Source organism: Streptomyces sp. NPDC059897, from assembly GCF_042730865.1.
Taxonomy (GTDB): domain Bacteria; phylum Actinomycetota; class Actinomycetes; order Streptomycetales; family Streptomycetaceae; genus Streptomyces.
Window position 1 is genome coordinate 1 of record NZ_JBHWKQ010000023.1, and the last position, 12,815, is coordinate 12,815.

10 protein-coding genes are annotated in these 12,815 nt (G+C 69.1%); 4 read left to right on the plus strand and 6 right to left on the minus strand.

Features of this window, described 5'->3' with window-relative positions:
- The 5 genes from glgB to ACFV9W_RS24085 form a co-directional block, all read right to left on the minus strand.
- A partial coding sequence (glgB, locus tag ACFV9W_RS24065; protein WP_385764209.1) for a 1,4-alpha-glucan branching enzyme occupies window positions 1-1,544 on the minus strand: 1,544 nt, incomplete at its 3' end.
- 42 nt (window positions 1,545-1,586) lie between these two features.
- On the minus strand, window positions 1,587-2,927 hold the full coding sequence (locus tag ACFV9W_RS24070) for a phosphotransferase (RefSeq protein ID WP_385764211.1): 1,341 nt from the start codon (window positions 2,925-2,927) through the stop codon (window positions 1,587-1,589).
- Entirely contained in the window at window positions 2,924-4,663 is a 1,740-nt protein-coding gene (treS, locus tag ACFV9W_RS24075; RefSeq protein WP_385764213.1) for a maltose alpha-D-glucosyltransferase, read from the minus strand. Before treS ends, ACFV9W_RS24070 begins: the two co-directional genes overlap by 4 nt.
- 54 nt (window positions 4,664-4,717) lie before the next feature.
- On the minus strand, window positions 4,718-6,703 hold the full coding sequence (locus tag ACFV9W_RS24080) for an alpha-1,4-glucan--maltose-1-phosphate maltosyltransferase (protein WP_385764215.1): 1,986 nt from the start codon (window positions 6,701-6,703) through the stop codon (window positions 4,718-4,720).
- A complete protein-coding gene (locus tag ACFV9W_RS24085; protein WP_385764217.1) occupies window positions 6,700-6,927 on the minus strand; it encodes a DUF5133 domain-containing protein in 228 nt (75 codons plus the stop codon). The genes ACFV9W_RS24080 and ACFV9W_RS24085 overlap by 4 nt, the downstream gene beginning before the upstream one ends.
- A 299-nt stretch (window positions 6,928-7,226) precedes the next feature.
- Here ACFV9W_RS24085 and ACFV9W_RS24090 point away from each other — a divergent pair, with 299 nt between their 5' ends.
- The 4 genes from ACFV9W_RS24090 to ACFV9W_RS24105 all read left to right on the plus strand — a co-directional run bounded on the left by ACFV9W_RS24090 (window position 7,227) and on the right by ACFV9W_RS24105 (window position 11,914).
- Window positions 7,227-7,730, plus strand: a complete 504-nt coding sequence (locus ACFV9W_RS24090; RefSeq protein WP_385764219.1) for a pep a2 — start codon at window positions 7,227-7,229, stop codon at window positions 7,728-7,730.
- On the plus strand, window positions 7,727-9,820 hold the full coding sequence (gene glgX, locus ACFV9W_RS24095; protein WP_385764221.1) for a glycogen debranching protein GlgX: 2,094 nt from the start codon (window positions 7,727-7,729) through the stop codon (window positions 9,818-9,820). Before ACFV9W_RS24090 ends, glgX begins: the two co-directional genes overlap by 4 nt.
- Before the next feature lie 180 nt (window positions 9,821-10,000).
- Window positions 10,001-10,783, plus strand: a complete 783-nt coding sequence (locus ACFV9W_RS24100) for a SigB/SigF/SigG family RNA polymerase sigma factor (protein ID WP_385764223.1) — start codon at window positions 10,001-10,003, stop codon at window positions 10,781-10,783.
- Window positions 10,784-10,825: 42 nt separating this feature from the next.
- Entirely contained in the window at window positions 10,826-11,914 is a 1,089-nt protein-coding gene (locus ACFV9W_RS24105) for a glutamate--cysteine ligase (protein WP_385764225.1), read from the plus strand.
- A 20-nt stretch (window positions 11,915-11,934) separates the two neighbouring features.
- Here the strand turns inward: ACFV9W_RS24105 and ACFV9W_RS24110 are convergent, their stop codons facing one another.
- Window positions 11,935-12,759, minus strand: coding sequence for a hypothetical protein (locus ACFV9W_RS24110; protein ID WP_385764227.1), 825 nt, complete (start codon window positions 12,757-12,759; stop codon window positions 11,935-11,937).
- Window positions 12,760-12,815: the final 56 nt, after the last annotated feature.

The window sequence follows — 12,815 nt, forward strand, 5'->3', positions numbered from 1 at the left end:
TGCACCGGCTCGTGGCTCATGTAGTCCAGCGAGTCGTGCATCCAGCCCATGTTCCATTTGAGGCCGAAGCCGAGGCCGCCGAAGCCGCCGGGGCCCGTGTGGTGGGTGGCGCGGGTGACGCCGTCCCAGGCCGTGGATTCCTCGGCGATGGTGACGACGCCGGGGACCTGCCGGTAGAGGGTGGCGTTCATTTCCTGGAGGAAGGCGACGGCGTCGAGGTTCTCGCGTCCGCCGTGCCGGTTGGGGGTCCACTGGCCGTCCTCGCGCGAGTAGTCGAGGTAGAGCATGGAGGCGACGGCGTCGACGCGCAGGCCGTCGATGTGGAATTCCTGGCACCAGTACAGGGCGTTGGCGACCAGGAAGTTGCGGACCTCTTTGCGGCCGTAGTCGAATTCGAGGGTGCCCCAGTCGGGGTGGGCTGCGCGTGACGGGTCTTCGTGTTCGTACAGGGGGCGGCCGTCGAATTCCGCGAGGGCCCAGTCGTCGCGGGGGAAGTGGGCGGGGACCCAGTCCATGAGGACGCCGATGCCGGCCTGGTGCAGGGCGTCGATGAGGTGCTTGAAGTCGTCGGGGCTGCCCAGGCGGGCGGTGGGGGCGTAGAAGCCGGTGACCTGGTAGCCCCACGAGCCGCCGAAGGGGTGCTCGGCCACGGGCAGTAGTTCGACGTGTGTGAAGCCCAGGTCTGTTACGTAGGCGGGGAGTTGGTCGGCGAGTTGGCGGTAGGTGAGGCCGGGGCGCCAGGACGGCAGGTGCACCTCGTACACCGAGAACGCCGATTCGTGGACGGGGCGCGCGGCGCGTTTTTCCAGCCAGGCCTCGTCGCCCCACGTGTAGTGGGTGTCATCGACGATGGACGCGGTCGCCGGTGGCTTCTCGGTGCGGCGTGCCAGAGGGTCCGCGTGCTGTCGGGGCGGGCCGCCGTCGGGACCGACGATCTCGAACTTGTACAGCTCGCCCTCGCCGATGTCCGGCACGAACAGTTCCCACACCCCGGACGAGCCGAGCGAGCGCATGGGTGTCGATGTGCCGTTCCATGAATTGAAGTCGCCCACCAGGCGGACACCTCGCGCGTTGGGGGCCCACACGGCGAAGCGGGTCCCGCGCACGCCTTGGTGTTCCATGACATGTGCGCCCAGCGCCGTCCACAGTCCCTCGTGGCGGCCCTCGCCGATGAGGTGCAGGTCCAACTCCCCCAGGGTCGGCAGGAATCGATAGGGGTCCTCCACCTCGTGGACACTCTCGGCGGTGGTCACCCGCAGCCGGTAGCCATCGACGGTGGAGGTGCTCGGGAGGACGCCTTCGAAAAAGCCGTCGCCCGTGTCCGGCAGTTCCCATGAGGTGTCGCCTGCCGGCACCGACACATCAAGGGCGTGCGGGAGGAGGCAGCGGACGATCACGCCCTGCGGCACCGGATGCGCCCCGAGCACCGCATGCGGGTCGTGATGGGTTCCGCCCAGCAGCGCCGTCCGCGTGCCCTGGTCGAGGCCAGGCCCCGGCCTGGCACGTCGGCGCAGGAGCGGGTCGGCGGTGGCGTTGACAGTCATGGTCGGCTCCTTCGGAAGGGGGCGGGCAGCGTCACGACGACGTCAGCGTGTGCCGGCGAGACGGGCCACCGCCTCCAGGGGGACGGTGATCCAGTCGGGGCGGTGTGTCGCCTCGTACAGCACCTCGTAGACGGCGCGGTCGGCCTCGTACGCGCGCAGCAGTTCCGGCGCCCCCGTCGGCTCGAAGCCCCCGGCTTCGCTGTAGCCGGAGCAGAAGGCGGTGCGGCAGCGCTCGGCCCACTCGGGGCAAGGGGCGGCGCTCATGTGCGCCGCGTAGTCGAAGGATCTGAGCATGCCGACCACGTCGCGGATCGGGGACCGGTCCGCACGGCGTTCGGCCAGCGGGCGCGAGGGCTCTCCCTCGAAGTCGACCGCGTGCCAACTCCCGTCGGCCCACAGGACCTGCCCCAGGTGGAAGTCTCCGTGTATCCGTTGCAGGGGCGGCTCGCTGTGGGTCACTGCCGCATCCGCGAAGATGCCCTGGAGGGCGGGCACATGACGGCGCAGGGCGGGCACCGTATCGGCCGAGCGCATCAGCCTGCCGAGCATCTCCTCGGCGAGCCGCGACGGGTGCTGCTCCTCGGGCTTCGCGGCGGGAAAGACCTGAGCGAGCGCCGCATGCAGCTCGCCCGTCGTGCGGCCCAGGCCCCACGCCTCCTTGACGAAGTCGCCTCGATCGGCGGCCGAGTCCAGAGCCAGCTGCCAGCCGTCCGTGGCCCCGCTCAGGAAGGGCTGGACCATGCCGAGGGTGCCCCAGAACGGTTCGGTGACGAAGAACCATGCCTCGGGCGCCGGCACCGAGGGGTGACCCCATCTCCCCAGCCGAGCGGTCACCTCGAGGTCGGGGTTGATGCCTTGCTGGATGCGGCGGAACAGCTTGAGGATGAGCCTGTCGCCATAGACGATCGATGAGTTGGACTGCTCGGTGTCCAGGACGCGGGGGGCCAGCCCCGTCGGCAGCGACACACTGCGGAACGACTCGAAGCGCAGCGCCCCGACCTTCCCGCCCTCGCGCAGCCGGTCCAGCAGCAGGACCGCCACACGGTGATCGTGAAGGGCGTCGTAGACCATCAGGCTGCCGCCCGCGGGCCCGTCCAGCTGCCCGAGGGCGTGCTGCCACAGTCGCGGGGGCGGGTCGACGGCCGCGCCCAGTATCAACTGGTAGTGGTTCTCGTCCTGTTGGCCGTCCTCCTTCACTCGCACCAGCAGGTGGAAGCACTCGGGTGTCAGCGCGGTCGCGGCCGCTACCGCGATCTCCGTGATCCGGCGGCCACTGCTCGCGTACCAGCGCTGTCTCGGGAGCCAGCGGCTGAGCAGTTCATTGAGCGAGGAGCCGAGGAGCGCGGGGCGCGGGCCGTCCAGTTCGGTCAGGGGGCGGGTCATGGTGTGCGGTCCAATCCGGCGGAGCCCCCCGCGTGACGGTCCAGCATTGAGGTCGTGCTCAGGCGGAACCAGTAGAAGCCGTGTCCGGCGAGGGTCAGCAGGTACGGGAGTTCGCCGATCGCGGGGAAGCGGACTCCGCCGATCAGTTCCACCGGGTGCCGCCCGTTGAACGTCTGGAGGTCGAGTTCGGTGGGCTGGGCGAAGCGGGAGAAGTTGTGCACGCACAGCACCAGGTCGTCGCCGTACTCGCGCAGGAACGCGAGGACCGCCGGGTTGGAGGAGGGCAGTTCGGTGTAGGAGCCGAGGCCGAACGCCGGGTTCTGCTTGCGGATCTCGATCATCCGGCGGGTCCAGTGCAGCAGCGACGACGGCGAGGACATCGACGCTTCCACGTTCGTGACCTGGTAGCCGTAGACCGGGTCCATGATCGTGGGCAGGAACAGGCGGCCCGGATCGGAGGAGGAGAAGCCGGCGTTGCGGTCGGGGGTCCACTGCATCGGGGTGCGCACCGCGTCGCGGTCGCCGAGCCAGATGTTGTCGCCCATGCCGATCTCGTCGCCGTAATAGAGGATCGGCGTGCCCGGCAGGGAGAGCAGGAGCGCGGTGAACAGTTCGATCTGGTTGCGGTCGTTGTCCAGGAGCGGGGCCAGGCGGCGGCGGATGCCGATGTTGGCGCGCATCCGCGGGTCCTTGGCGTACTCCGCGTACATGTAGTCGCGTTCTTCGTCGGTGACCATTTCCAGGGTCAGCTCGTCGTGGTTGCGCAGGAAGATGCCCCACTGGCAGCCGGACGGGATCGGCGGGGTCTTGGCGAGGATCTCCGAGACCGGGTAGCGCGACTCGCGGCGCACCGCCATGAAGATGCGTGGCATCACCGGGAAGTGGAACGCCATGTGGCACTCGTCGCCGCCGGAGGCGGTGTCGCCGAAGTAGTCGACGACGTCCTCCGGCCACTGGTTCGCCTCCGCCAGCAGGACGACGTCGGGGTACTGGGCGTCGATCTCCTTGCGGACCCGCTTCAGCATCTCGTGGGTGGCGGGGAGGTTCTCGCAGTTGGTGCCCTCCTCGGCGTAGAGGTAGGGGACCGCGTCGAGGCGGAAGCCGTCGATGCCCAGGTCCAGCCAGAAGCGCAGCGCGGCGAGGATCTCCTCCTGCACGGCCGGGTTCTCGTAGTTCAGGTCCGGCTGGTGGGAGAAGAAGCGGTGCCAGTAGTACTGCTGGCGGACCGGGTCGTACGTCCAGTTCGACGCCTCCGTGTCCACGAAGATGATCCGGGCGTCCGCGTACTGCTTGTCGTCGTCCGCCCACACGTAATAGTCCCCGTAGGGGCCCTCGGGGTCGGAGCGCGACTGCTGGAACCACTCGTGCTGGTCGCTCGTGTGGTTCATGACGAAGTCGATGATCACGCGCATGCCCCGCTGGTGCGCCGCGTCCACGAACTCCACGAAATCGGCCAGATCACCGGTCTCGGGCAGGGTGACAATGTAGTTGGCGACGTCGTAACCGTTGTCCAGCAAGGGTGACTTGAAGAACGGCGGCAGCCAGAGGCAGTCCACGCCGAGCCACTGGAGGTAGTCCAGCCTCTGCGTGATGCCTTTGATGTCTCCGACGCCGTCGCCGTTGCTGTCCTGGAACGAGCGGACCAGGACCTCGTAGAAGACCGCGCGCTTGAACCAGTCCGGATCCCGAGGCTTGGTGTCCGGTCTTTCAGGCAGCATAAATTCTTCGGTTGTCATGAGGGTCCTCTCCCTCGCTTGTTCATGCCGGTCGCGGTGGAGCGCTTTCCTGGCTCAACCGATGGTGAAGATGTGCGCGGGCGTCTCGCCCGGCGTCAGACAGACGTAGTTGGTGGCACCCCAGGTGTACGTCCGGCCGGTCAACTCGTCGCGCACACGGAAGGTGCCGTCCGACGGGACCCCGAGGGCCTCGCAATCGAGGCGGACCGTGGCCTCCTGGGTGTGGTGGGGGTCGAGGTTCACGACCACCAATACCGTGTTCGAGCCCTGTGCGGACGCGGTGGTCTTGGAGTACACGAGCACCGCGTCCTTGTCGGCCCGGTGGAAGTGCACATCCCGCAGGGTGCGCAGGGCCGGGTTGCGGCGCCGGATCGCGTTCAGTGAGGTGATCAGCGGGGCGATCGTGCGGCCCTCGCGTTCGGCCGACTCCCAGTCCCGGGGCCTGAGTTGGTACTTCTCCGAGTTCAGATACTCCTCGCTTCCGGCGCGCAGCGGGGTGTTCTCGCACAGTTCGTAGCCGCTGTAGACGCCCCAGGTGGGCGAGAGCGTCGCGGCGAGCACGGCGCGCAGTTCGAAGGCGGGACGGCCGCCGTCCTGTAGGAACTCGTGCAGGATGTCGGGGGTGTTCACGAAGAAGTTCGGCCGCATATAGGCGGCCGCTTCTCCGCTCAACTCCTCGGCGTACTCGGTGAGTTCGCGCTTCGAATTGCGCCAGGTGAAGTACGTGTACGACTGCTGGAAGCCGACCGCGGCCAGGGTGTGCATCATCGCGGGGCGGGTGAACGCCTCCGCCAGGAAGATCACGTCCGGGTCGGTGCCGTTGATGTCGGCGATCACCTGCTCCCAGAAGGCGACCGGCTTGGTGTGCGGGTTGTCGACGCGGAAGATCCGCACCCCGTGCCCCATCCACAGCCGCAGGATCCGCGTAGTCTCGGCGATCAGGCCCGGCAGGTCCTTGTCGAAGGCGATGGGGTAGATGTCCTGGTACTTCTTCGGCGGGTTCTCCGCGTACGCGATGCTGCCGTCCGGGCGGTGGTGGAACCAGTCGGGATGCTTGTCCACCCACGGATGGTCGGGCGAGCACTGCAACGCGAAGTCCAGGGCCACCTCCATGCCCAACTCCCGCGCCCGGCCCACGAAGGCGTTGAAGTCCTCGAAGGTGCCCAGGTCCGGATGGAGCGCGTCGTGGCCGCCCTCGTGCGAGCCGATCGCCCACGGCACCCCCACGTCATAGGGGCCGGGCGACAGCGAGTTGTTGGGGCCCTTGCGGAACGTGGTGCCGATGGGGTGCACGGGCGGCAGATACACCACGTCGAATCCCATCGCCGCGATCGCCGGAAGGCGCCGGGCGGCCGTGCGGAAGGTGCCGCTCACCGGCGGCTTCCCCGGCTCGACCACGGCCCCCTCGGAACGCGGGAAGAACTCGTACCAGGACCCGAACAACGCCCGCTCACGTTCGACGAGCAACGGGAAAGGCCGGCTCTCGGTCAGCCGCTCGCGCAGCGCTGCGACCTTCAATGCGGCACACACCTTGGGGTCCGCGACCGCGGCCAGCCGGTCCATGGGGCTGTGGGCGGCATCGCCCAGCGCGTCCACCGCCGAACGCAGCACGTCGCGCGTCTCCTCGTTCGGGACGCGGGCCATCGCTTCTTCCAAGTGGACGGCCCCCTGCTCCAGAGTGATCTCGCAGTCGACGCCGGCCCGTACCTTGATCGTGGCGTCCCGGAGCCACGTGGCCACGGGGTCGCGCCACGCCCGGACGCACCAGGTCAGCCGCCCGCACCTGTCGGAGCTCACCTCGGCGCTCCAGCGGTCGGTCCCCGGGGCCTGCGGCGTCATCGGCCACCGGCCCGCCTCACCCCCGTCGGACGCACGCAGGACCACTTCGGCGCCGAGGACCCCGTCGCCCTCGACGAAGACCGAGGCCGTGACCGTGAAGGGCTCCCCCACGACGGCCTTGGCCGGGCGTCGCCCGCCGTCGACGGACGGCCGCACGTCTTCGATCGGGATGGGCACAACGGTGTTCGACGGCGTCGTCATGCGGTGTCACCCTTCTCGATGGCAAGCGAGTGGCTCGAGCGCTGTGCCGCTTCGGCGGCCTCCCGGCCGCATCGCTCACCCGTGACCCGGCACAAGGCGGCGACGGCGCGCTCGAAGCTCTCGCGCGCCTCGGAATCGTCCGGGAAAGCCAGGAATCGACGCTCCCAGAAGCGGTAGCTCGCCAGGCACTGGTCAACCTCTCCGGTGACACGGGGCATCCCCATGGTCGGCCTCCGGGGCTCCTGGCCTCCGCGACGCGACGCCCGCCGAGACCAGGGGACCCACGGGCCGTTCACGGAGAGAGTTCATGTCGTTACCGTGCGCTGGCACTTTCTCATCTTGCGACGCCGTCGCCGATCCGTCCTGTTGAGCGGAGCGTCGCCCCGCGATCACGTCCGGTTGCACGAATGGAGTACAGCGCACAGGCTGATCAGTGACTCTCAAGCGATTCCTGCTCACGGTCCGTTCACGCTGTTCCGCCGTCCAGGCAAGGCCGTGAGCTACGCGGTGAGGAGCAGGAACCATGCACCAGGCAACGCCCAGCTACTACCACATCGCCGTGGAGCCGGCCCCCGAGCGCGTCGGCCAGGTCCAGCGAATCGTGGCCGCACACACCCGTTACTGGGGGCTCGAGCGTCTGACGCCCTCGACGGTCCGCGGTCTCGGTCTCCTGCTGGAACTGGCGATGGAGGGGCGCCCGGACAGCCGCATCGAGGTCGAGGCGTGGTGGACCGGGCAGCACTTGATCAGCGCTGTGTCCTACGAGAACCCGGACTCCGGGGCCTCGCACGGGTTCACCCGGCGTTGCTCCGCGCAGCTCGCGGCCCTGAGCGACGGGTGGGGCAGCTGCACGCGGCAGGCCCGGCGCATTGTGTGGTTCTCGCTGCGCAGCAGGACCGGGGTGCGGGAAGTGCTGGTTCCCAAGCTTCCGGTTCCCGATGCGAGCGAGGCGCTCCAGCTGCCCCGCTCCGCGCCGGCGGACCTCGCCCCGCGGCCCGTGCCCGTCACGACAGGCACCGCTTCGTGACCGCTCGCCCCGTGGACGGGGTCCATGTGCGCAGCGGGCGGCCCTATCCGCTCGGAGCGACCTACGACGGCCACGGCACGAACTTCGCCTTGTTCAGTGCCGTGGCCGACCAGGTGGATCTCGTGCTGCTGGACGCCGACGGCGCCGAACGCACGGTGCCGCTGCCGGAGGTCTACGGATCCGTGTGGCACGGCTACGTACCCCGTGCCAAGCCGCCCCAGCAGTACGGATACCGCATCCACGGTCCGTGGGAGCCGGCATCGGGGCACCGGTGCGATGCCGGGGCGTTCCTTCTCGATCCCTACGCCAAGGCCGTCCACGCCCGCGGCGGCGCGGCAGGAGTCGACGGGGAGGGTCTGTGCAGCGTGGTCGTCGACCCGGCCTTCGACTGGTCGGGCGACACCCCGCCGGATCACGCCTACGCCGACTCCGTCATCTACGAAGCGCATGTGCGGGGCCTGACCGCAAGGCATCCCGGTGTGCCCAAGGACCTGCGGGGCACCTACGCGGGCCTGGCCACGCCCGCGGTCCTCGACCACCTCACCGACCTGAAGGTGACCGCGGTCGAGCTGCTGCCTGTCCACCAGTTCGTACAGGACGGCTTCCTGCGGGACCGCGGGCTGTCCAACTACTGGGGCTACAACACGATCGGCTTCTTCGCTCCGCACCACGCCTATGCCGCACACGGCACGCGCGGCGAGCAGGTCACCGAGTTCAAGAGCATGGTCAAGTCGCTGCACGCGGCAGGCCTCGAGGTGATCCTCGATGTGGTCTACAACCACACGGCGGAGGGGAACGAGAACGGCCCCACGCTGTCCTTTCGCGGTATCGACAACGCGTCGTACTACCGCCTCGCCGACGACGACTTCAGCCGGTACTACGACACCACGGGCACCGGCAACAGCCTCCTCATGCGCCATCCCAATGTGCTGCAGTTGCTGATGGATTCGCTGCGGTACTGGGTCACCGAGTGTCACGTGGACGGCTTCCGCTTCGACCTGGCGGCCACGCTGGCCCGCCAGTTCCACGAGGTCGACCGGTTGTCGGCCTTCTTCGACCTCATCCAGCAGGACCCCGTGGTCAGCCGCGTCAAGCTGATCGCCGAGCCCTGGGACCTCGGCGAGGGCGGCTACCAGGTGGGCAACTTCCCTCCGCTGTGGTCCGAGTGGAACGGCAAGTACCGTGACTGCGTCAGGGACACCTGGCGGGCCCGGGACAAGACCCTCCCGGAGTTCGCCTCCCGGCTCACCGGGTCCGCGGACCTCTACCAGCACGAGCGCCGCCGGCCACGGGCCAGCATCAACTTCATCACCGCGCACGACGGGTTCACGCTGCGCGATCTCGTGTCCTACAACGAGAAGCACAACGAGGACAACGGCGAGCACAACAACGACGGTGAGAGCGACAACCGGTCCTGGAACTGCGGGCAGGAGGGGCCGAGCGACGACCCCGGTGTGCTGTCCCTGCGTGCCAGGCAGCAACGCAATCTTCTGGCGACCTTGGTGCTGTCCCAGGGCGTGCCGATGCTGAGCCACGGCGACGAACTGGGCCGCACCCAGCAGGGCAACAACAACGCCTACTGCCAGGACAACGAACTGACGTGGGTCGATTGGGGCCTCGACGACGAACGCGCCTCCCTGCTGGCCTTCACCCGCGACCTCATCGGACTGCGCACCACTCACCCGGTGTTGCGCCGGCGTCGCTTCTTCCGCGGTGAGGCCCCCGCGGGCCACGACCACGGCCTGCCGGACCTGGTGTGGCTGCGCCCCGACGCGACGGAGATGACGCAGGAGGACTGGAACCGGCCCGACGCGCACGCCCTGGCCGTGTACCTCAACGGCGACGCCCTGATGGAGCGGGACAGCCTCGGAGAGCGTGTCGTCGACGACTCGTTCCTGTTCCTGTTCAACTTCTTCTGGGAGGCGATGGAGTTCCAGTTGCCCGACGCGTCGCACGGCATCTCCTGGACGACACGCGTCGACACGGCGGAAGCCGACGGTGTGCCGGACGAGTCCGAATTCAAGGCCGAGGCGACCGTCCGGCTGGAGGCGCACTCCCTGGTCGTCCTCTCCCACCGCCCCGGTGGGTGAGAGGCCCGGGTGGGCGATTCCGCTGCCCGGTGGTCGACACCGTCCCCTCTTTTGTAGTGTCGAAGACACAACGAGCACGAGCTTGGGAAGACAGGCTCGCTCCAGGAGGTACGAGCCACCCGGAACGGGTGTTGATCGGCCCCTGGTCATCTTGCTGACCGCGACGATGAGGAGCGAACCATGGCCACACGTCACGTGCACGACGATGCCCCTGACACCGAACAGGACTTTCTCCGGCTCGCGAACACACCCGAGGGCCGCGAACGGGACACCCTGATCGAGCAGCTCGTGGAGGCCTGGCTGCCCATGGCACACCGCCTGGCCGGCCGGTACCGCAACAAGGGCGAGAACCCCGACGACCTGAACCAGGTCGCGGCGCTCGGCCTCGTGAAGGCCGTCGAACGCTACGAGCCCGGGCGCGGAGCCTTCGAGGCGTACGCGGTTCCCACGATCACCGGTGAACTGCGCCGCCACTTCCGTGACCACACCTGGGACGTGCGCGTCCCGCGGCGCGTCCAGGACCTGCGCAACAAGGTCCGTGCCGCGCGCCGCGATCTGCTCGACGAGCCCGGGCACCGCCACGAACCCGACCTGGAGGACATCGCGGCCCGGGCCGGGCTGACCCTGGACGAGGTCCGCGACGGCATGGAGGCGCTGGAGAGCTACAGCAGCCTGTCCCTGGACGCCGAACTCGGCTCGTCCCAAGACGGAGGCGACGGAATCAGCCTCGCCGACACGCTCGGCCAGGAAGAGCCCCACTACGACCTGGTCGCCGACCGGGAGGCCGCCAAGGAAGGCCTGCGGACACTCCCGGAACGTGAGCGCTCCATCCTCTACATGCGCTACTTCGAGGACATGACGCAGTCCCACATCGCGCAGGAGATCGGTGTCTCCCAGATGCACGTCTCCCGTCTCATCAGCCGCAGCTGCGCCCAGGTGAGGGAGTACGCATCGCTTCGGTGAGTCCGGGTACGCGACGGCTCCGGTGCATCGAAGGGAAACCGCATGCGCACTGTCGGAGTGGAAGAGGAACTGCTGCTCGTCGACCGTGACAGCGGAGAACCCCGCTCGATGTCGAGCGCGGTCCTGGCGGTGGCCGCCCGCAGCGGCGACGAGGCCTTCGAGGCCGAACTCCACCGCGAACAGCTCGAGTTCGCCACGCGCCCGCACGAGGCGATGTCGGACCTCGCCGAGGACGTCGCCCAGTGGCGCAGGGCGGCCGCCGATCACGCGGAGAAGCTGGGCTGCGCGGCGGCCGCCCTCGCCACGTCCCCGCTCCCGGTGAGTCCCACCGTGGGTACCGGCGCACGTCATCGGTGGCTGGCGGAGGAGTTCGGCCTGACCACACAGGAACAGCTCACCTGCGGCTGCCACGTCCATGTGGCCGTCGAGTCGGACGAGGAGGGCGTCGCCGTACTGAACCGGATCCGCCCCTGGCTGTCCGTGCTCGTCGCGCTGAGCGCCAACTCGCCGTTCTGGCAGGGCAAGGACTCCGGGTACAGCAGCTATCGCAGCCAGGTGTGGGGGCGATGGCCTTCGGCGGGGCCGGTGGAGCTCTTCGAGGACGCCGCCGCGTACCACCGGCAGGTCGAGGCCATGGTCGCCACCGGTGTCGTACGGGACAAGGGGATGGTCTATTTCGACGCCCGGTTGTCGGACGCCTACCCGACCGTCGAGGTGCGCGTCGCCGATGTGTGTCTCGAGCCGTTCACGACCGTTCTGCTCGCCATGCTGGTGCGTGGTCTGGTCGAGACGGCGGCGCGCGAGTGGCGTTCCGGCGAGCCCGCCGCGGACCATTCCGTGGCGCTGCTGCGCCTCGCGGCCTGGCGGGCCAGCCGCTCGGGCCTGGGCGACCGGCTCGTAAGTCCCCGGCTGATGCGGCCCGTACCGGCCCGGGCCGCGGTGGACGCGCTCCTCGACCACGTGCGGCCGGCGCTGGAGGACGCCGGTGACTTCGAGGAGGCCCGCGCCCTTGGCTCCCGGCTGCTGCGGCACGGCAACGGCACCGTCCTGCAACGCGAGGCTTTCCGGCGTACGGAGAGCCTGCCGGAAGTGGTGGCGGAGTGTGTGCGCAGGACCCACAGCGGGGTGTGAGGCACACCGCCTGCGGATGGTCACTCGTCCGACCGCCGGGTCCATGCGCGAGGGGCGGCCTGTCCGACACGCACGGTCCCGTCCGCGGGGACGTACCGCAGCAGGCCGAGATCGACCAGGCTCCTCAGATGCCCCAGGTACTCCTCGTCGCTCCACCGCAAGGCACCCCGCAGCTGATGGGCAGTGGGGTTCCCGCCGCCGACTCGCCGTTCGTACGAGGAGACCCAGGCGACGGCATCCCGCTGCTCTTGCGCGGACAAGCCGGTCGACGTCGGCGCCAGGTCCTCCGGCGGCGTGGCCCCGAGCGCCAGGCTGTACGGGGCATCGCTATAGGTCACCACCCCGCGTTGAGCGAGGTATTCAAGAACACCGGCGAGCTCCGCCGCGGTCCAGTCGAACCGTTCGCGCAGGTAGCCCCAGGACGGCCCTCTTCCGTGCTGCTCCCAGGCCTCCGCGATGTGCGCCGACACGAGCACCTCCCGGCCGCGCAGCAGGGCACGAGCTCGGTGCCTGCGGTACGAGGCCGACGACGCAGCCGGCTCCGGTCTCTTCGGCGGCTTCGCCTGCCACTCCGCGCGCGAGGAGAGGTGCCAGCGCCCGCACTGCGGGCATTCGTACACCCGCTGCGGAACCCCGCCGATGTGCCTCGGCCGCTCACGGATCTCCCTCAACCGCAGCTCCGCACTCTCACGGTCAAGAAACTCGGTCTTGCCCTGGCAGGCACGCACCCGCGTTCTCCGCGCACGTTCCTGAGCCAGCGCCTGCTCGGCATCGGTCGGGCCTTCGGCGTCGACGCCGGTGAGCCCCACGATGTCGTTGATGCGAGCTTCGAGTTCCCTGTCCATGTGACCGTTGTACGGCACGTCACTGACAATCTCCCTGGACCAGGGCCTTGGCAGTG